General features: G+C 67.5%; 17 protein-coding genes and 5 pseudogenes. 12 read left to right on the forward strand and 10 right to left on the reverse strand.

From position 1 onward, the window contains the following. Positions 1–94 precede the first annotated feature (94 nt). Together ACIPWY_RS31400 and ACIPWY_RS31405 are read right to left on the reverse strand one after the other, a co-directional pair. Positions 95–841, reverse strand: a complete 747-nt coding sequence (locus ACIPWY_RS31400) for a glucose 1-dehydrogenase (protein ID WP_362910414.1) — start codon at positions 839–841, stop codon at positions 95–97. A gap of 39 nt (positions 842–880) precedes the next feature. After that, positions 881–1,600, reverse strand: coding sequence for an SDR family oxidoreductase (locus ACIPWY_RS31405; protein ID WP_362910412.1), 720 nt, complete (start codon positions 1,598–1,600; stop codon positions 881–883). 199 nt (positions 1,601–1,799) lie between these two features. Here ACIPWY_RS31405 and ACIPWY_RS31410 point away from each other — a divergent pair, with 199 nt between their 5' ends. Both ACIPWY_RS31410 and ACIPWY_RS31415 read left to right on the forward strand, forming a co-directional pair. After that, a complete protein-coding gene (locus ACIPWY_RS31410) occupies positions 1,800–2,156 on the forward strand; it encodes a VOC family protein (RefSeq protein WP_393705206.1) in 357 nt (118 codons plus the stop codon). Positions 2,157–2,198: 42 nt separating this feature from the next. Continuing rightward, positions 2,199–2,573, forward strand: a complete 375-nt coding sequence (locus tag ACIPWY_RS31415; protein WP_393705205.1) for a DUF427 domain-containing protein — start codon at positions 2,199–2,201, stop codon at positions 2,571–2,573. Positions 2,574–2,675: 102 nt separating this feature from the next. Here the strand turns inward: ACIPWY_RS31415 and ACIPWY_RS31420 are convergent. Both ACIPWY_RS31420 and ACIPWY_RS31425 read right to left on the reverse strand, forming a co-directional pair. Next, positions 2,676–3,495 (reverse strand): annotated as a pseudogene (locus ACIPWY_RS31420) (IS5 family transposase). Positions 3,496–3,973: 478 nt separating this feature from the next. Further along, entirely contained in the window at positions 3,974–4,204 is a 231-nt protein-coding gene (locus ACIPWY_RS31425) for a hypothetical protein (RefSeq protein ID WP_393705204.1), read from the reverse strand. 51 nt (positions 4,205–4,255) lie between these two features. Between ACIPWY_RS31425 and ACIPWY_RS31430 the strand changes: the two genes are divergently transcribed. Continuing rightward, positions 4,256–4,378: a hypothetical protein gene (locus ACIPWY_RS31430; RefSeq protein ID WP_393705203.1), complete on the forward strand. Its 123-nt coding sequence runs from the start codon at positions 4,256–4,258 to the stop codon at positions 4,376–4,378. Positions 4,379–4,714: 336 nt separating this feature from the next. Here ACIPWY_RS31430 and ACIPWY_RS31435 read toward each other — a convergent pair. Further along, positions 4,715–4,971, reverse strand: a pseudogene (locus tag ACIPWY_RS31435) (5-methyltetrahydropteroyltriglutamate--homocysteine methyltransferase); the annotation flags it as partial. A 14-nt stretch (positions 4,972–4,985) separates the two neighbouring features. Between ACIPWY_RS31435 and ACIPWY_RS31440 the strand changes: the two are divergent. The 3 genes from ACIPWY_RS31440 (at position 4,986) to ACIPWY_RS31450 (ending at position 8,433) form a co-directional block, all read left to right on the forward strand. After that, positions 4,986–5,504, forward strand: coding sequence for a transposase (locus ACIPWY_RS31440; protein ID WP_393705202.1), 519 nt, complete (start codon positions 4,986–4,988; stop codon positions 5,502–5,504). A 380-nt stretch (positions 5,505–5,884) separates the two neighbouring features. Continuing rightward, entirely contained in the window at positions 5,885–6,253 is a 369-nt protein-coding gene (locus tag ACIPWY_RS31445) for an STAS domain-containing protein (RefSeq protein WP_393705201.1), read from the forward strand. A gap of 1,286 nt (positions 6,254–7,539) precedes the next feature. After that, on the forward strand, positions 7,540–8,433 hold the full coding sequence (locus ACIPWY_RS31450) for an RNA polymerase sigma factor SigF (protein ID WP_393705283.1): 894 nt from the start codon (positions 7,540–7,542) through the stop codon (positions 8,431–8,433). Positions 8,434–8,512: 79 nt separating this feature from the next. Here ACIPWY_RS31450 and ACIPWY_RS31455 read toward each other — a convergent pair whose 3' ends face one another. The 3 genes and pseudogenes from ACIPWY_RS31455 to ACIPWY_RS31465 form a co-directional block, all read right to left on the reverse strand. After that, positions 8,513–8,944: a DUF6003 family protein gene (locus ACIPWY_RS31455; RefSeq protein WP_401536041.1), complete on the reverse strand. Its 432-nt coding sequence runs from the start codon at positions 8,942–8,944 to the stop codon at positions 8,513–8,515. Between the two features lie 33 nt (positions 8,945–8,977). Continuing rightward, positions 8,978–10,053, reverse strand: a pseudogene (locus tag ACIPWY_RS31460) (IS630 family transposase). Between the two features lie 127 nt (positions 10,054–10,180). Next, positions 10,181–11,083, reverse strand: coding sequence for a hypothetical protein (locus ACIPWY_RS31465; RefSeq protein ID WP_393705200.1), 903 nt, complete (start codon positions 11,081–11,083; stop codon positions 10,181–10,183). 171 nt (positions 11,084–11,254) lie between these two features. Between ACIPWY_RS31465 and ACIPWY_RS31470 the strand changes: the two are divergent. The 5 genes and pseudogenes from ACIPWY_RS31470 to ACIPWY_RS31490 all read left to right on the forward strand — a co-directional run. After that, a pseudogene (locus tag ACIPWY_RS31470) lies at positions 11,255–11,512 on the forward strand (maleylpyruvate isomerase N-terminal domain-containing protein); the annotation flags it as partial. Positions 11,513–11,688: 176 nt separating this feature from the next. Continuing rightward, positions 11,689–11,973 carry a hypothetical protein gene (locus ACIPWY_RS31475; protein ID WP_401536043.1) on the forward strand — a complete coding sequence of 95 codons (285 nt, stop codon included), beginning with the start codon at positions 11,689–11,691 and terminating at the stop codon, positions 11,971–11,973. 35 nt (positions 11,974–12,008) lie between these two features. Beyond that, positions 12,009–12,098, forward strand: a pseudogene (locus ACIPWY_RS31480) (hypothetical protein); the annotation flags it as partial. A gap of 610 nt (positions 12,099–12,708) precedes the next feature. Next, positions 12,709–13,212, forward strand: coding sequence for a MarR family winged helix-turn-helix transcriptional regulator (locus tag ACIPWY_RS31485; RefSeq protein WP_393705199.1), 504 nt, complete (start codon positions 12,709–12,711; stop codon positions 13,210–13,212). 416 nt (positions 13,213–13,628) lie between these two features. Then, positions 13,629–14,237: a hypothetical protein gene (locus ACIPWY_RS31490; protein ID WP_401536047.1), complete on the forward strand. Its 609-nt coding sequence runs from the start codon at positions 13,629–13,631 to the stop codon at positions 14,235–14,237. A 175-nt stretch (positions 14,238–14,412) separates the two neighbouring features. Here the strand turns inward: ACIPWY_RS31490 and ACIPWY_RS31495 are convergent, their stop codons facing one another. Next, positions 14,413–14,886, reverse strand: a complete 474-nt coding sequence (locus tag ACIPWY_RS31495; RefSeq protein ID WP_393705196.1) for a MarR family transcriptional regulator — start codon at positions 14,884–14,886, stop codon at positions 14,413–14,415. A 578-nt stretch (positions 14,887–15,464) separates the two neighbouring features. Here ACIPWY_RS31495 and ACIPWY_RS31500 point away from each other — a divergent pair. Next, positions 15,465–16,637 (forward strand): PP2C family protein-serine/threonine phosphatase, encoded by a 1,173-nt coding sequence (locus ACIPWY_RS31500; protein WP_362910645.1) that lies wholly within the window; start codon positions 15,465–15,467, stop codon positions 16,635–16,637. 328 nt (positions 16,638–16,965) lie between these two features. Here ACIPWY_RS31500 and ACIPWY_RS31505 read toward each other — a convergent pair whose 3' ends face one another. Continuing rightward, positions 16,966–18,114, reverse strand: coding sequence for a globin domain-containing protein (locus ACIPWY_RS31505; RefSeq protein WP_362910646.1), 1,149 nt, complete (start codon positions 18,112–18,114; stop codon positions 16,966–16,968). Positions 18,115–18,198 lie beyond the last annotated feature (84 nt).

Here is an 18,198-nt window from a genome sequence, read left to right on the forward strand (position 1 = left end):
CCTTGGATCAGCGGGACGGGGGGCTGGGCCGGTGGGCGGTTTCGGCGGCCGCACAGGGGCCCTTCGGCGCGGAAGGGCCCCTGTGCCGGGTGGGTCAGTTGGCGGTGTGGCCGCCGTCGACGTTGAGGATGTGGCCGGTGACGTACGAGGCGTCGGGCGAGGAGATGAACACAATCCCGGCGGCGACTTCCTCCGAGAGGCCCAGGCGCGCCAGGGGGACCTCACTCGCCAGGGCGGCCTTGTTCTCCGGGGTGCCGGTGAAGCGGGTCAACATGCCGGTGTCCGTGGGGCCGGGGGCCACAGCGTTGACCCGGATCCCCGAAGAGGCGACCTCCAGGGCCACCGACTTGGTGATGCCCTCGACCGCGTGCTTGCTGCCGACGTAGACGGAGGCCCCCGCCGCGCCCTCGTGCCCATAGGTCGAGGAGATGTTGACGATGCTGCCGCGGCCCTGCTCCTGCATGACGCGGACCTGGTGCTTCATGCTCAGCAGGACGCCGAGGACGTTCGTGTCGAACGTCGCGTTGTAGGTGTCCGCACTTTGCTCGGTGATCGGGCTGGGGCGGCCCTCGGTGCCGGCGTTGTTCACCGCGATGTCGAGGCGGCCGAAGCGGGCGACGGTCTCGTCGACCATCGTGCGCACGTCGTCCTCGTGGCGGACGTCGGCGTTGATGAACTCGGCTTCGGCGCCCAGGGCGCGCAGTTCCTCGGCCAGGACCTTGCCGGCCTCGTCGCGGCGTCCGGCGACAACCACGTTCGCGCCCTTCTTGGCGAAGGCGACGGCGGCGGCGCGACCGATGCCGGTGAGTGCGCCGGTGATCAGAACAACAGAGTTATCCATGGTCTTGCTCGATTCTTCAGGGGGACGGGGTGGGGGGGGTCAGACGGCGGTACGGCCGGCGTCGACGGGGATGACCGCGCCGGTGACGTAGCCGGCGGCCGGCGAGGCCAGGAACGCGATGACGTCGGCGATCTCCTCGGCCTCCGCGGTGCGGGCCAGGAGGGTGGTCTTGCCCAGGGCGGTCAGGCTCTCCCGGGAGGAGCCGCCGGTGTAGGCGGGGCCGGGGGCGATCGTGTTGATCCGCACTCCTCGCGGGCTGTACTCGGCGGCCCAGGCACGGGTCAGCGAGGTGAGCGCGGCCTTGGTGGCGCCGTAGGCGGCGCCACCTGCCAGGCCGATCTGCCCGGCCATGCTGCCCAGGTTGATCACGGCGCCCCCGCCGCGCTCGGCCATCTGCGGCGCGATGGCGGCGGTGAGGTAGTAGGCGCTGCGCACGTTCGCATCGAACAGCGCGTCGAAGGTGTCCGGCTCGAGGTCCGCGGTGGGGCCGAACCAGGAGAACCCGGCGTTGTTGACCAGGGCCTCGACGCCCTGGGCCGTTTCGGCCAGCTGCTTGAGGGCGGCGATGTCCGTGAGGTCGGCAGCGTGGAACTCGGCCTGGCCGCCGAGGCCCTCGATCTCCTTGACCACGGCGGCGCCGCGGTCGGCGTCGCGTCCATGAACCAGGACCTTGAAGCCGTCCCGGGCGAGCTTCTTCGCGGTCGCCCGGCCGATGCCGGACGTCGCGCCGGTCACCAGAGCTGTGCGGGTGTTCGACATGGTGGCACCTCCCTACGAAATGAGTAGACCGGTCTGTCTGCTCTGCTATCGAGCTAAGCAGGTCGATCCGGTCTCGTCAAATTGGTGGGATGGCCTAGTGCTCTGCCCTGTAATTTGACAGTCGCAGAGCGCGCTGCCTACGGTTTTCGTGTCGATTAGACAGACCGTTCTAGTCAAATATTCAGGCAAGGAGAGGTGTATGAGCGCCACGTTCTTCGGGGCGTCGTTCGATGCCGCCGACGCCGCACGTGCCGCGGCGTTCTGGGCTGCCGTCCTGGACCGCGAGGTCGCCGACGGGGCCGACGCGCACGACGCCGTGATCGAGGCCGGTGGGCCCGCCGGCGGGCCGCGGCTGGCCTTCCATCAGGTCCCCGAGGCCAAGCACACCAAGAACCGGTTCCACCCGGATCTGATCACCAGCGACTACGAGGGCGAGAGCAAGCGACTGCTCGCGCTCGGGGCGAGCAAGCTCCACGAGGTCGAGCGGGGCAGCGCCCGCTGGACCACGTTCGCCGACGTCGAGGGCAACGAGTTCGACCTCATCGCCGCCGGCTGAGCCGAGCGCCCTGCCCATCCCTAGACTCAGGAGCAACGACCCATGACGACACACGAACCCAAAATCCCCGGCCCCGACCACCCGATCACCATCGAGCCCACCGGCGGGCGTGTCGTGGCCCGTATCGGATCACAGGTCGTCGCCGACACCACCCGCGCCCTGACGCTGCGCGAGGCGGGCTACCCGCCGATCCAGTACATCCCGCTCGACGACGTCGACCAGTCGCTGCTCACCGCCAGCGACACCCACACGTACTGCCCCTACAAGGGCGACGCCTCGTACTACCACGTCACCCTGCCCGCGGGCGGGCGGGCCGATGTCGTGTGGACCTATCGCGAGCCGTACGAGGCGGTCGCACCCATCGCCGGTCACGTGGCCTTCTACACCGACCACGTGGACGTCCAAGTCGGCGCCTGAACCGCCAAGGCGCTGGCCGGGCCCGCCCGGGCCGGCGCCCCTTACCACCCCAGCCCTCAGCTAGATGAGCCGAGCATGAGCACCACCACCGTCTAAGAGGTCCTAACAGAGGCGTTGGACGTGGCGGTGGGTGATGAGGCAGGTGGCGATGCCGAGGAAGGCTTCGTGGATGTCGTCGCGTCTTTCCCAGCGGATGCGCAGGCGGCGGAAGCCGTGTAGCCAGGAGATCGTCTGCTCGACGACCCAGCGGAAGGCGCCCAGACCGGTGCCGTGCGGCTGACCGCGTTCGGCGATCACGGGGCGGATGCCGCGTGCCCGCACCAGGCGCCGGTATTTGTCGTGGTCGTAGCCGCGGTCGGCGAAGAGCAGGTCGGGCCGATGCCGTGGCCGGCCGACGACCCCGCCGACGGCGGCGGGGATCTTGTCGAGCAGGGGCAGCAACTGCGTGACGTCGTTGCGGTTTCCACCGGTCAGCGACACCGCGAGCGGGATTCCCTGCCCGTCGGTGATGACGTGGTGCTTGCTGCCCGGACGTGCGCGGTCGACCGGGCTGGGACCGCTTTGGGGCCCCGCCGGGCCGCCCGGACGCGGGAGGAGTCGATCACCGCCCGAGACCAGTCCAGCTGGTTCTTCGACCGCAGTTCCTTCAGCAGCACCGCGTGGAGCTGATTCCACACGCCGGCCTCGTTCCAGGCGGCCAGGCGCCGCCAGCAGGTCATGCCTGATCCGAAGCCCAACTCCTGGGGCAGGTACTCCCATTGGATGCCGGTGTGCAGGACGAACAGGATCCCGCAGAACGCTTGCCGGTCCGGTACCCGAGGTCGGCCCTCGACCAGCTCGGGCCCGGCTTGGGCAGTAACGGCTCGATGAGCGACCACAGTTCGTCCGACACGATCCATGGCCGCGACTGACGTTTCGCCATGAACAGACCAGCGACCCGACAAGCCAACAGCCACATGATCAACAGCTTTTGTTAGAGCCAGTAAGGCTCCGCTTCTTCTGGCACCCGTGCGTCTGGGCTGACGCGGCCCTAGAGTTACCGGGCTTGGTTGTCCGGGGAGGGGGAGCTCATTGAGTCCTGAGCGGTGGTCCAGGATCATTTACGTCGTCCTTAGCATGGTGTCTGCCGTGCTGTTCGCGGGATTGATGATTGCCCTGTTCAGGGCCGGATAGCGAAGGGTGATCCTGTACGGAAGCGCACAGAGTGGCGTGTGAACGCCTGCCGCACACGTCACGACGAAGCCCCCGTCCAGACTGGTCGGGGGCTCGATCGCGCGCGGTTGCGGCCGCCTCCCCTCGCAGTAGTTAGGCCCTCGCGTTTCCAGCATCACCGTTCGGGCCACTAGCGGTATCCACTGCTGGAGGGGTGGGCCCGGCGATCATGGCCTTCGCAAGTTCCGTCACGACTCGGCGCGCTGTTCGTCGCTCAAGTTCGAGTCGGCGACGAGACGCTCGGCGGCGAGGTACCGCGAGAACTCCAAGGGCTGATCAAAGTAGGCACGCAGATGGCCAGCCGACGCCTCCTGCGACCGCACGAACGTCCTGCTCACGTAGCCCGACAGACCCGCCGCCACCGCTCCCAGTCCGCCGGCGACGACTGATCCCGCGGTCGTGCTTGCTCTGAGCGCCACGACCACGAAGGCGACGCAGTCGTATCACCCGGCAGGCGAGCCTGGATCAAGGTGCGCGCCCACACCACGACCGAAGCGGTGATCACCGCCGTCACCAGCACCGTGACGACGCCGCTCACCCTCTTGCTGGGCCGCTACGACGCGGCCGGCCGCTTGCGTCTGGCCGCGTCGTAGCGGCCCGCTCACCACGGCGGCCCGCCGCGATGTGGCCCCGCAGCTGAAGGCCGCGCGGCCCGAACACCCTTGGCACGGGCGGCACTTCAGAGCCGGATGGGGAACCCGCACCGAGCTGGAGTACCGGCTCGTCCAGCCGGACCTGGTCGCCGAGTTCGTCGCCGACACCGCCGTTGACGCCGGCCGTTACCGCCACCCGGTCCGTTTCGTGCGAGTCCGAGACGAAGTGCATCCCATGCAACTTGAGCCGCTCCCCGATCCGGACAAAGCCGCAGGTCATCAACCTGACGACGATCCAGGTGGATGCCGCTGACCTGCTCCGCGAATGGGCGACGCCTACAGGCCGAGGTCCTGGGCGGCGAGTTCGGTGCCGCGCAAGCGGGCTTCGATCTTGGCGAAGGCCAGCTCCCGCGACGTGGAGGTGTCGTCGGCGTAGGGGTGAAGCCGGTGTCGTCGCAGGTGCCCAGCTGGTCGACCGGGATGTGGCGGGCGGCCTCCAGGACGCGGTCGCGTACCTCCTCGCGGGTCTCGACGCGGGGGTCGATCGGGTCGGTGACGCCGACGAACACCCGGGCCCCGGACGGCAGCTGGTCGGCGGCCAGTCCTGATGAAGGGCATCCGCCCTGCAACGGCCACCGACTGCTGCCGCGGTGATCTCGCTCGAGACCTTCTCGCCGACCTGCGACGCGTCGACCGGCAAGTCCGCGACAACGAAGCCCAGATGCGCGACGCGCTGGCAGCCGCCCGCACTGCGCGGACCGAGCTCCCCGGCCTGGGCACCGTGCTCGCTGCCAAACTCCTCGGGCACGTTGGAGACGTCGCACGCTTCCCCACCGAGCACCATTTCGCCAGCTACACCGGCACAGCGCCCCTGGACGCCTCCAGCGGCAAGAACACCCGCCACCGCCTCAACACCGGAGGCAACCGGGCGCTGAACTCCGTGCTGCACATCATCGCCGTCTGCCAAATCCGCGACGGAGGTCGCGGCCAGGACTACTACCTGCGGAAGATCACCGAAGGCAAGACCCCGTCCGAAGCCCGTCGGGCGCTGAAACGACGCCTGTCGAACGTCGTCTACCGCACCCTGAAACGCGACCGCCACACGACGCTTGCTGCTGTCACTTGACACACAGAGGCACTCATCAGCGTCTCCAACGGCGCCTCTTGAAGCCCGGTGACACCACTCCCCAGGTCATCGGTTCGACAGGGGGGAACAGTCATGCCGGGCCCGGAGGCCAGCGGCTTGCAGGACCGCGAAGAAGATAACGGGGGCTCAGTGCCGGCTTCGGGGCCGCTCCTGGGCCTGAAGCCCGGAGATTCTGGCTTCCGGGTCCCGGTCCGTGTCGCATGCGGTGCACGGTCAGTGTCATCTCAGGGGCACGCCGACTCCGGATGTGGGCTGGCGGCGCCCGCTGCGGGCGCTGAGAGCCGAGGTGAGCGGAGACTGCGCCGCGTTCCGCGGTCAGTGCCCTCGTATCCGAGGAGGCCTCGTGGAAGTATTGCCACATGACAACTGTTGGTGCTCCAAAGTGGAACAGCGAGTCGGGCGGCAACGACCGCACCGATCAAGGCGCAGTTGAAGTGGTCGCGCTCGTCGGAGAGATCGACATTGAGACGGAGCCCGACGCCCGAGCGGCGCTTGGGGCCGCACTCCGCTCCGGCCGGTCGGTCGTTCTGGATCTGTCCGGTGTGACGTTTGCCGACTCCACGGCACTGAACCTCCTGCTCTGGGCCAGTCGCAAGAAGGTGCACCTCGCCGGCCCTCTCGTTCCCCAGCTCCAGAGGCTGCTCGAGATTGCCGGGCTGGGCGAGTTCCTCTCGCTCCATCCAGCCGTCTCTGACGCTCTCGACGCAGCTGCCGAAGACCCCACGTAGAGCGGCCGTGGCGGCTGGCGAGAGGCTTGAGTGGCCGCCCGTTGTCCGGTGGGCAACCGGAGCCTGGCACGGGGTGGGGTTCCCCGAACCTGTCACGTGTGTCAATATTTGCCTCAGGGTAATAGTTTGCCGGTGTGCTTGGGTCTTCGGTGCGGGCGGTTCCTCAGCGGTCACGAGGCCCCTGCGGCGCATGACGGCCGTATGTGAGTCGAAGGGTCGATGTTCCGTGGTTGTCCAAGCCGCACCACCAGGTGCTCCGCGACGCTTCGTAGGCCGGGTCTGGTCCAACGGGGCCCTGGAGTCCCTGCCCGCTCTTGCCGGCCGTGACGTCCGTGGAATCGGGCGCTCTATCGCAATTCCCCTACCAGGCCAGAATTTTGGACAAATGGTGGGGTAATCGAGATGCCTTCACCGCCGATTATTGGCCGCAACACCGTTCTTCGACCAGGGGAGTCGCGCGCATGATCGGTTTACGTGATGGGGCCCGATTGACAGCTGTCGGCGTGGTGGGCACGCTCGCCTGCACCACGCTCATGGCCTGTGAAAACGACGAAAATACCGCAGGCGGGAACGGTGCGGCCGCGTCAAGCCCGGGTGCCCGCGAGGAAGGCACGGCAGCGGACCGCACCGCATTCGACAAGACCGCTGCAGTCGACACGGCCCGGCTGACTCTACGGTCGAAGGCCTCGGTCGGTGGGAAGACACTCACGGTGGAGGGGCAGGGCGTCATCGACCTACCTCACCGACGGCCGTAGTGACCTCACCGTGGTCACCCAGGGGCAGAAGATTCAGCAGCGGGTCGTGGACCAGGTCCTCTATCAGAAGGCTCCTGCGGAGCAACGCGCGCGTGTGCCCGGCAAGAAGCCGTGGATCAAGATCGACCTGAAGAAGGCCCAGCGGAACAGTGCCGCCGGCGATCAGGCCGGCGACCCTGCGCAGTCCGCGGCATTCGCCAGGGCGTCACCGACCAGGACGTCAAGAAGATCGGAACCGCCACCATCGGGGGCGCGCGGACCGCGCGATACAGGGTCGAGGTTGATGTCGCCCAACTGGCCAACGGCGAATAACTGAAGCAGCAGGTTGGCCCCACCCTCCCGATGGAACTGTGGCTTGACGACAAGGGCCGCATCCGGCGCCAGCAGGTCGACATGACCGTCAAGACGCCCAAGGGTCAGGCCGGAAGCGGTAACGCACCGGAGCAGGCGAAGGTGCAAACGGTCATCGAGCACACCAAGAGCCTGTGGGCGCGACGAGGCGTCGGCAGAGACGCAGAGGAAGGCAGCGAAATGACGGCAACATCGGTGCACGCTCATGAAGGTGTGAGAGCGCAGGCAACGGAGACTCCTGGCCTTGGCATCGGTCATGAGGGGAGTGAACTGCCGTGGGTCGAGGACGCAGGAAAGATCGCGCCCAAGGACGCGCGGGATCTGTCGAAGGTGTTCTTCGAACGGCTGCAGGCGCTGGAAGAGGGGACCGCGGGGTACCAGGACGCCCGCAATACACTCATCGAGATGAACCTGTCCCTGGTTCAATTCGCGGCATCCCGCTTCCGTAACCGTGGCAGCGGCGATATGGAGGACATCATCCAGGTCGGCACGATCGGCCTGATCAAGGCGATCGACCGGTTCGACCTGACCCGCGAGGTTCAGTTCACCTCCTTTGCCATCCCCTACATCGTCGGCGAGATCAAGCGGTTCTTCCGCGACACCACCTGGGCCGTCCATGTGCCGCGCCGACTCCAGGAATTGCGTGTCCAACTTGCCAGGGGTAAGGACGAGCTCTCCACCGCACTGGACCGCGATCCGACCGTCAAGGAACTCGCCGAGCATCTGGGACTCAGCGAGGAGGAGACAGTCGAAGGGATCATCGCCGCCAACGGCTATACAGCGGGGTCGATCGACATGCCGTGCGATCCCAGTGAGCCCCGGCCCGATGGATCACGAACGCTCGCGGATGTCCTGGGTGACCCCGACCCGGCCATGGACACTGTGGAGAACCTGCACGCGCTGGCCCCGCTTCTGGAAGGCCTCGACGAGCGTGAGCGCCGCATCATCGAGATGCGCTTCGGGCAGGAGATGACGCAATCAGAGATCGGCGCAGCCATCGGCGTCTCCCAGATGCATGTTTCCCGGATCCTGACCCGCACCTTGGCCAAACTCCGCAGCGGCATGTTCGTCTGACGCTGCACTGCCGCGAGCCACGGATGCAGACGCGGTACGGGCCTCAGCCTGGGGCCCGTACCGCGCGCTCGCGCCTTGGTCACACGATCAGGCGGCCCACGTCCTGCGGGTCCAAGCCGGTCAGCCGAGCGATGCGCGCTGCGGGAATGCCAGCTGTCAGGGCCCGCTGTACGAGAGCCTGCCAGTCCTGCGTCAGGTCCCGGAATTCCAGCAACTCCGCCTCCACGTCCGTGACGGACTGGGGCGCACACTCCTGCTGGACCCTCAGCGTCTCCTCCTCGCTCAACGGAACCGGCAACCGCTCCGCGTCCGCAGGGATGAGGGACTGCGCCTCAGCGGGAAGAACCCGCACCTGCTCGGAAGTCGCTGATGCACCGTGGGCCTGCAACCAACCATGTACGGCGGGAGTTTCCGCACACTCCAGAAGGCCCACGGCGGCATGAGCTGCTCCCCAACCGTGGATGCCGGTCGGGGAGCAGGAACAAGTAAGCGTCATCGGCCATCGCGGCATCGCCTTCGATCGGACATCAGCGGCGCACTGACACTAGTGATCTGGTTCGGAGATCCTGTCGCAGTAGCGGCAGATGCGGTCGGCGGTCTTGGTCCATTTGAAGGGCCGAGCCTGTTCGTTCCAGACCTTGATCCACTCTTCGAGTGCGGTCTTGAGGTCGTCGAGCGAGCAGAACACCCCGCGTGTGAGGCAGCGTCGTTCCAGCTCGGCGAACCACCGTTCGACCTGGTTGATCCAGGACGAGTAGGTCGGGGTGAAGTGGAGCTGGAAGCGGGGGTGCGCGAGCAGCCACTTGTGCACCACGGGCGCCTTGTGGGCGGAGAGGTTGTCGCAGATGACGTGGACCGCCAGGCTCTTGTCGGTCTGGCGGTAGCGATCTCGTCGAGGAAGTCGCGGAAGTCGACGGCCCGGTGTTGGGCGGACAGTTTCGTGATCACCTTGCCCGTGGCGGTGTTCAGTGCGGCGAACAGGTCGACGGTCCCGTGCCGGACGTAGTCGAAACTCCGCCGCTCGGGCACTCCCGGAATCATCGGCAGGACCGGTGCGGTCCTCTCAAGAGCCTGGATCTGTGGTTTCTCGTCCATCGCGAAGACGACGGCATTGGCCGGCGGGGCGAGGTAAAGGCCGACGACATCGCGGATCTTGTCGATCAGGAACGGGTCGGGTGACATCTTGAAGGTCTCACTCCGCCACGGCTGCAGGCCGAAGGCGTGCCAGATCCGCAGCACGCTCGCCGGCGAGATCCCCACGACCTTGGCCAGCTCCCGCTTCGACCAGTGCGTCCCGCCCTGCGGCGTCTGCTCCAGGGTGCGGACCACGACCTCTTCCACCTGGGCATCGGTGATGGTTCGCGGCACCCCGGGCCGCGGCTCGTCGGCGAGTCCGTCCAGTCGCCGGGCAAGGAACCGTGTGCGCCAGCGGCGCACGGTATCTCTGCCGACACCGAGTCGCGCGGCGACCACGGTGTTGTTCCAGCCGTTCGCGCACGCCAGCACGATGCGTGCGCGAACGGCCAGTCCCTGGGCGGTCGAGCGGCACTCGGACCAGCTCTCCAGCGTCAGCCGCTCGGCCTCCGACAACACGACAGGTTCCAGCCGGGTATCGCCCATCCACGCAGCACAGCGCGAGCGCGCTACCCGCCGCAGCAGAACGCCGCAATCTGAAAGAGGGGACGCCTCACGTGGCGACCCACGACCTCAAAACCAGATCACTAGTACGTCCTGCGAGGCGCCGTTCCTAGCGCATCAGCAGTCCCCGCATCCCCAGCCCGTAGTGCACGCGCAGCCGGTGCAGCTCCCACAGGCCCACCGCCGTGACGGAGAGCGGGGCGCCCAGGATGAACACGTACCGGATCACCGTCGGCACGCCCTCGTGGGCGCCGGTGAACATGTCGATCAGTGCCATCTCCCACGCCAACGCCATGATCAGCAGCGGCGGCACCGTCTCGTGGATGTCCGCGGTGCGGAACACGTGCTGGACGGCGAGTCCCACGCCCCAGACGACGAACGGCGTCACCCAGAAGAGGACGAAGAGGGTGAACGCGAGGATGAGGCCCTTCGTCACGGTGAAGTGGCCCTCCACGAGGGGTTCCTGGCCCTCGAAGAACCCTGAGAGCACGACGATCGGGAAGACGGAGGCCGCCGCCATCATGGCCACGATCGCGCCGAAGCACCGCCCCGCCCGGCGCAGCAGGTCCCGTCGCGCCGCCGGAGCGGCCAGGCCGTACAGGACGCCGACGACGACCGGGAGGGTCGCCGCCAGCATGAGGGCGCTGGTCCACGACTTGTCGACCTGCTCGTCCGCCGCATCGCTGAGCTTGGGGGCGAGCTTGTAGGCGTAGGACATCCACAGGAACGCGCCCACGCCGACCAGGGTCCTGATCTTCCGCATCCGCGCCACCTCAGGATCCGAGACGATGCCCGGCCGTGACGGGGTGAAGACCCTGCGCGCGGTGTGGATGGGGCCGATCCGCCGCCGCAGCCGGGTGATCGGCCCGCCCGGCGGCGGCACCGGCGGCCCCGGGTAGGGCGGCTGGGGCTGGGGCGGCACGTAGGGCTGGGGCGGATAGGGCTGAGGTGGCTGCGGCTGGTAGGGCTGCGGCCCCTGGGGCGGCTGTCCGCCCGGGTTCCAGTTGCTCATCGTTCGTCCCCCGATATGCGAGTGTGCGCCGCGATGGGCGCGATCGCCGAGTGTATTGAGCCCACAGGGTCCGCGCAGCCCTCGCCCCGGGTCGTGCACCGAACGGCCGCAATTATGCAAGCATGTTTGCTTGTTTTCTTCGGCGCTGCCATGCCCGAGGGGGAGCGTCCCGTGTCCGATCCGACGCCCGTGTTCGACGACCTGCGCGAGGAGAGCGAGGAACTCGACCGGCTGGTGGCCGAGTTGAGCGCCGAGCAGTGGGCGCTCGCCACCCCGGCGCCCGGCTGGAGAGTCGCCCACCAGATCGCGCATCTCGCCTGGACGGATTATTCGGCGCTGCTGGCCGCGACCGACACGGACGCCTTCCACGTCCTGGTGGAGAAGGCGCTGGTGTCGCCGGGCTCCTTCGTCGACGACGGTGCCGAGGAGGACCGCTACGCCGGGACTTGCCTCGGCAAACGCGCACTACGCGCGCTGGTCGCCGACCCCCGCCTCCAGGTCTACGAAGACCCGAAGGCGTTCCTGACCTGCAAGCACTGCAGCCCTGGCACACGGAAACTTTCAAGATCTCTCTGGACCCGCTGCTGATCGACAAGATCCGTGACGTGGTCGGACTGTATCTCGCCCCGCCGGCGAACACGGCCGTCTTCGCGGTCGACGAGAAACCGCAGATCCAGGCCCTGGAACGGACAGCGCCGGTGCTGCCGACGGTGCCGGGCACCCCTGAGCGCCGCAGCTTCGACTACGTCCGGCACGGCACCGTGGACCTGTTCGCCGCCCTGAACACCGCCACCGGCAAGGTGATCGGGAAGCTGTCCGCACAGCACCGCGCGGTCGACTTCCGTGACTTCCCCGACGAGATCGACCGCCAGACCGATCCCGGCCAGTGATCTGCGACAACCTCTCCGCCCGCAAGGCGCCGGTGGTGCACAAGTGGCTGCTTGCGCATCCCCGGTTCCGCCTGCACTTCACCCCGACCTACTCGTCCTGGATCAACCAGGTCGAACGGTGGTTCGCCGAGCTGGAACGACGCTGCCTCGAACGCGGCGTGTTCTGCTCACTTGATGAACTGAAGACCGGGCTCGAAGAGTGGATCAAGACCTGGAACGAACAGGCTCGGCCCTTCAAGTGGACCAAGACCGCAGATCAGATCATCGACCGCATCTGCCGCTACTGCGACAGGATCTCCGGACCGGGACACTGGCGCTCCTGGGCACCGCAACTCCCAACCGTGAAGCCGCATGCTGAGAGCGCCGGACGTGCTCAGAAGTTACGTCACCTCACGCCGTCGCCTGACCGAGGCGGTTACCGACGAGACAGCATCCGCACGCCGGTATCCAGGCAATCGCACAGGGCGGAACCGACGGCCTCTGTGTCCGACGAGCAACTGACCGAGCGGGTACGTGTGCTCGTTCTGCCGCTGTGTGAAGACCGGATGCGGCTCGGTCAGGTGGCGGCACGCCTGACCCGGATCGAGCCCGGGGGCGTCCAACCGGAGGCCGGCGCGATCGCCGCCAGGCCTGTGACGCTCCCGTCCGCCCATGCGTTCCCGGCGCCGATCGGGAGGGGCTCTCCAGCCCACCCCATGGCTGACAAAGCTCACGTACGAGTGAGAGAGTGTTGGCATGCCCCGAAGCCTTCCGTCCCGCAGCCAGCAGGTGGCGCACGCCGCGTGCAGTGTGTCGGAACTGCTGGAGGTGTTGTGGGGGCGCGGCCAGGAATCCGCGCCCTCAGGGCCCCTCTCGCCCTCGCAGTTCCGGGCGCTGACAGTGATCCAGGAGCAGCAGAAGGTAAATCTTCGGACCCTGGGCGACGCGCTCGGATCGCGCCCGTCGGCGGTAAGCCGTCTGTGCGACCGGTTGGAGGCAGCCGGCCTGGTCGAACGGCTCCCCAGCACCACCAGCCGCCGGGAAGTCGATCTGCGACTGAGCCGGCGCGGATCTGTCGTTCTCGAAGAGTTCCGCACCGCACGCGCGCGTGAGGTAGAGGCCGTGCTGCAATCGATGCCGCCGGCACATCTGGCGACCCTGGCCGAGGGGCTGGAAGTTTTCCGAGCAGCAGCTGCCGCGCACATCGGTCTGCCGAGCGAAGTGGAATCGGACGACGGCCCTACGGCGTCCATCGCCTAGGAGCTCCTCTCCCAGGGCCTTGAGAGCCATGGGGACCTCATCGAGGAGTCTCCGGCGCCTTGCGATCGGCACGCGCCAGGCGCTGCTGGGCCCGCCTCCGGGCGTACGACGGGAGCTTGACGACAGGTTCTAGCGGCCGCGACTGGTCGTGATGCGACAGCGTCCCGCACTTCGCCCTGCCAGCAGCTGAATCCCTTCGTGTTCCCAGTCGGGCCTGGTTGTCCCTGCACCGGTCAACGACGCGCGCCACCGGTGGAGCGGGAAAGGGCGCTTCAGTCGTGCAATTCGGTGGTGCCGGTGCGTGCTGGTCTGGAGGGGAACGAGGTGCGGGTCCCCGCAGGGGGCCGGCCGTTCCGGGTGGCCGGGAAGCCGGTGGGGGAGATGGGGGAGGCTGGCTCAAGTCGGCGGAGGACGCTTTGCGTTCGGCGTCGCCCGAGGCATTGGTGCCGACCGCGCGGGAGCTGCTCGCTGCCCACACGCAAGCACGCGACGTGGCGCTGCTTCTGGCGGATTACGGCCTGACAGAACTGCGTCCGGTCACAACGCCGCCGCACACGGGGCGCGTCATCTCCGTGCACGATGGGGCACCAGTGGCCCGTGCTTTTGCCACCGAAGCACCGACCCTGGAGGCCGGTGTTCCCGGCACGGTCACGTTGCACCTTTCGGTGACCGTCCGCGGCGATCGCGTTGGCGTGTTGTCGGTGAACCTCCCGAAGTCGTCCCTGGGGATGGCGGCCGTGATGGAGCTGAGAGCCTTCGCTGCGACGATCGGACGCAAACTCGTCATCGCTGACCGCCACACTGACCTCTACTTGCGGGCTCGCCGACGTCAACGGTTGACGCTCGCGGCGGAAATGCAGGAACTCGAGGCTCAGCTGCCCCTGGGCATGTTCGAAGACACCGACTACCGCGAACAGCCGCTGAGTGTCGCACCGAGCGACCGACTCGTCATCGTCACCGCGCCGCGCAGGGCGCCCCAGCGCCGGGAGGCGGCGGATCGGGCGAGGACGCGTTGCGTGCCATGATCTCCGCAACTCGCGATTCCTCGACGGACGAAGCAGCCCGCGTCTTGGTCAGGCGATTGATCCAACTCGCCGATGACAGCGACCCTTCCAGCGACGCCGCCGTTGTCTGCCTGGACTGGCGGGGCAGAACATGACCGGCTCACCCGGACCCTGCCTGGCGGGCGGATGCCAGGCATCAGGAAAGCTCGCTGCCATCGAGACGCCCGGCCCGCACTGCCTCGGAGAATGCCTGCAACCCCGCCAGCAACTCCCGCTGCGAGGAGGCCGCCATGCGGCCCAGTACGTTACCGAGCAGTTCGGACCGCCGGGCGAACAAGCTGTCGATGATCTTGTGCCCGCGCGGCGTCAGTGCCAGCTCGATTTCCCTACGGCTCGTTGGCGACGCTTCTCGGCGCAGAAGACCTGCGGCCTCCAGTCGGTCACACAGCCTGCTCACGGCGGGCGGTGCGGCGCCGACCGCTACCGCCAGACCGGTCAGGTTGATACCAGGGTTGCGACGCGTGATGAGTAGGGCGTCCAACTGCAAGGCCGAAAGTCGTGGAGAGACCTCCTGGGAGGCCCGCCACCACAGAGACGCCAGCGTCTCCACTGCGGCGGCCGTCTCCTCGGCCAGCTCGTGCCGGGGATCGCCTTGTCCCTCGCGGTCCATACGGCCGTCACTCTCCGTGAAAGGGTGTGCACGCGTCGCGGGCAAGTGAATGCAGGCCATGCGGCTGCCAGGCTCGCCCTGGTCTTCTGCCCGCTACGTTGAAAATATCCCTTGCACGGGCGCCGGCGTCGATCCGACGGTGAGCAGCATGCCCGTCCGAAGGTTCGAGCGCCTCCGGGTGGGGCCGGGAATCCCCGCGCGGGGCGGGCGTGCCGTACGCCCGGCCTCGCTGGGACACCGCCTCGCGGACAGCGCTGAGTCGGTGAGACCCAAACCGGAACGACGCCCCTGTCGCCACAGTGCCGGGCGCTCCGCTCGCGCGCTCTGGAGGGACAGGAACGACGACAGTCGCCCCTGCATGGCCACGCGCTACAATCGATAATTGCCGCACAGCAATATTTGCGGCTCCATGAAGTTCCCGTTCGGCCTCAGCAGGCCGCGCTATGCGGGCACCGCGGTAGCGAAGGACGTACACCGCCGGGAGCGTTCTTCCAGGGCAGTGAGCGACCCGAGGCCGATGTCCCCGGCCCCGTCAATCGCTCAGCATCTCCCGACTCCCTGACGAAGAAGGCCTCACCGTGACGAATTTCCTGGCCGTGGAACGTGCTGTGCGGACGGCCGCACCACACAACCTCATCGACACGGTGCGTGTCACTCTGGCCGAGCACTATGAAGCCATCGATGTCGAGCTGCTCATGGCTGACTACAGCCTCACCGTCCTTCAGCCGGTTACCGAGCTACCGCACACTGCTGAGGCCCTGTCCGTGCAATCCAGCCCCGAGGGCCGAGCGTTCGGCAGCCAGGAGCCCTACGGCCGGTTCGTGAGCCGTGAAGGGGCCGTCGACCTGTACCTGCCCGTGACGGTCCGCGGCGACCGACTCGGCATCCTCTCCGTGCGGATCCCCAAGGAGAGATGCACGTCCGACACCGTGGCAGAGCTCACCGAAGTCGCCGAACTCCTCGGACACGAGATCGTTGTGGCCGAACGGGACACCGATCTCTACCTCCAGGCCCGGCGGGCCAGCCGCCTCACGCTTGCCGCCGAGATGCAGTGGCAACTGCTGCCAGGGCGAGCCTGCTCCCGCAAGGAATACGCGATCGGCGCACAGTTGGAGCCGGCGTACGACATCCACGGCGACAACTTCGACTGGGCCACCACGTCTGAGACGCTCACCCTGAGCGTGACCAACGGCATGGGCGAGGGGATCCAGGCGTCCCTGCTCACCAATCTGGCAGTGAACGCCCTGCGCAACGCGCGGCGGGCCGGGATCGGTATCGCGGACCAGGCATGCCTGGCCGACCAGGCGCTCTACGCGCAGCATCGAGGCAGGGAATATGTCTCGACCCTGCTGCTCTCCTTCAACCTGGCCACAGGACAGGCAGAGGTGGTGGATGCAGGCTCCCCCCAGCTGTGGCGTCAGCGCGGCAAGACCGTGGAGCGGGTGCCCTTCGAAGCGCAACTCCCTCTGGGCATGTTCGAAGAGACCGAGTATGTCGCGCAGAAGTTTGAGGCGCTGCCAGGTGACCGGTTGGTCTTCGTCAGCGACGGTGTCTACGCCGCCGCGACCAAGGCGGGAGAGGCCTACGGCGAGAAGAAGCTGGCCCGTGCGATCCAGGCCGCCGGTCTCCTCCCGGCGGCCGCAGTGCCTCGGGCGATCCTGCAGGAACTCGCGGCGCACCTCAATGCCGATGCCGATGACGATGCCTTGGTCGTGTGCCTTGACTGGTTCGGCCGCGACTTCCGTCCGTAGCCCTGTGAAGTCGCGAGGATGGCCGTCTGGCTAGCGACAATGGCTATTCCAATCCCGAAGCCCGTCCTGCTGGTGTGGCCCGAAGCCGCGCCCGGCATCGCCACCGTCTCGCCCCCGCCACCACACATGCGGTCCTCCACACCGACAAGAACCCCTCGTTGTCTCGCTACACCCAGACCTCGCCGAAGCCGAAGACGCTGCGCCGGTCGACGGCGTGCCGCCCCAGCCAAGGCCACGTACGTATGCGCTGCGGGACACGACATGGTCGCCATACGTGGAGCGGCTCGCCGCGAGAACTGATCCCAGGGGAGCAGAGCTTTGGGTGTGGTCACTGGGGTGCGTCGTCTTCTTGGCGTTGTCCAGGAGGGAGGAGGGGAGCGGTAAGCACGGGCACGTCCAGTGCGTCATGGTGGATGTGGGCCGACGGCATCCCGTGTTCCCGGAGGGTCCGTGCTGCCGCAGTCACCATGGCGGGAGGACCGGACACGAGCGCTGTGTGCTGATCCCAGGGACCGAACTCCCGTAGAACTTGTGGGAGTTGACCTTCCAGGCCGGGGATGCGCTGGTGGGAGACAGCCGCCCGAACGGAAAGCCAATGGTGACGCTGAGCCATTCTGAGCATGGCGTCCAGGCCGTACAACTCGTCGGCTGTCCGGGCTCCGATGAACAGGTCGACATGGCGGTGCATGTCCCGGCGGCTTGTTTCCTCCAGAAGGGCCTGGATCGGGGCGAGCCCGGTTCCGCCTGCCACGCACACCAAGTCGCGGTCGGCTGCGACGTCTAGGGTCATGTCGCCCTGAGGAGGTCCCAGACGTACGAAGTCCCCTACAGATGCCTGATGAACCAGGACGTTGCTGACGCTCCCATGAGGCACGGCCCGGACGTGGAAGGTGAGTCTGTTGTCCTGGCGTGGCGCGTTTGCGGGGGAGTAGTGCCGCCAAGCCAAGGGATGCCAGGGTGTCTCCAGGGTGACGTACTGACCTGCCGCGTAAGGGTAAGGGATGTCCGGTTCCACGGTGATCTCGGCGATGCCGTGGCCTCGGTCGACGTGGCGTACGACCCGGGCTTCCCAGGTGGCGGGGCGCACGCGGGCGTCGTCAGCGGCGGCCAGGATCATCACGCGCGAGGCGACGGCGAAGGCACGGGTCCACGCCGCGGCCATCTCGGGAGTCCAGGCGTTGCCGCTGTAGCGGGCCAGTGCGGCGAGAAGGCATTCGCCGACTGCCGGATAGTGGGCCTCGATCGCGCCGAATTTTCGGTGATCGTGGCCGAGCCGGGTGCAGAACCGGACAAGATTGTCTGGGTCGTCAGCGAGGTCGATGATCCGCAGCAGGCCCCGCAGGAGACGGCCGCGTTGGACATCCATGTTGCCAGGGAAGAGGTTCCTCACCTGGGGGTAGCGGGTGAAGAGAATGGTGTAGAAGTAGACCGTCAGTTCAGCTGTTTGAGACTCGACCAGGGTCAGTGCGGCCCGCACAAGGGAGACTTCGTGCGTGGTCAGGGGAGGCGGCGCGACTGCCGATGGCGCGCTCCGCTGGAGCCCTTGGCCGGGACCCGGCCA

The organism is Streptomyces sp. NPDC090032 (assembly GCF_044748025.1).
GTDB lineage: Bacteria > Actinomycetota > Actinomycetes > Streptomycetales > Streptomycetaceae > Streptomyces.

Excerpts from the sequence above, each read along its gene's own strand:
- ACIPWY_RS31440 (WP_393705202.1), top strand. The coding sequence starts at position 4,986 with ATGAAGGGCATCCGCCCTGCAACGGCCACCGACTGCTGCCGCGGTGAT.
- ACIPWY_RS31495 (WP_393705196.1), bottom strand. The coding sequence starts at position 14,886 with ATGGACCGCGAGGGACAAGGCGATCCCCGGCACGAGCTGGCCGAGGAG.
- ACIPWY_RS31450 (WP_393705283.1), top strand. The coding sequence starts at position 7,540 with ATGACGGCAACATCGGTGCACGCTCATGAAGGTGTGAGAGCGCAGGCA.
- ACIPWY_RS31445 (WP_393705201.1), top strand. The coding sequence starts at position 5,885 with ATGACAACTGTTGGTGCTCCAAAGTGGAACAGCGAGTCGGGCGGCAAC.
- ACIPWY_RS31405 (WP_362910412.1), bottom strand. The coding sequence starts at position 1,600 with ATGTCGAACACCCGCACAGCTCTGGTGACCGGCGCGACGTCCGGCATC.
- ACIPWY_RS31415 (WP_393705205.1), top strand. The coding sequence starts at position 2,199 with ATGACGACACACGAACCCAAAATCCCCGGCCCCGACCACCCGATCACC.
- ACIPWY_RS31410 (WP_393705206.1), top strand. The coding sequence starts at position 1,800 with ATGAGCGCCACGTTCTTCGGGGCGTCGTTCGATGCCGCCGACGCCGCA.
- ACIPWY_RS31400 (WP_362910414.1), bottom strand. The coding sequence starts at position 841 with ATGGATAACTCTGTTGTTCTGATCACCGGCGCACTCACCGGCATCGGT.
- ACIPWY_RS31465 (WP_393705200.1), bottom strand. The coding sequence starts at position 11,083 with ATGAGCAACTGGAACCCGGGCGGACAGCCGCCCCAGGGGCCGCAGCCC.
- ACIPWY_RS31455 (WP_401536041.1), bottom strand. The coding sequence starts at position 8,944 with ATGCCGCGATGGCCGATGACGCTTACTTGTTCCTGCTCCCCGACCGGC.
- ACIPWY_RS31485 (WP_393705199.1), top strand. The coding sequence starts at position 12,709 with ATGCCCCGAAGCCTTCCGTCCCGCAGCCAGCAGGTGGCGCACGCCGCG.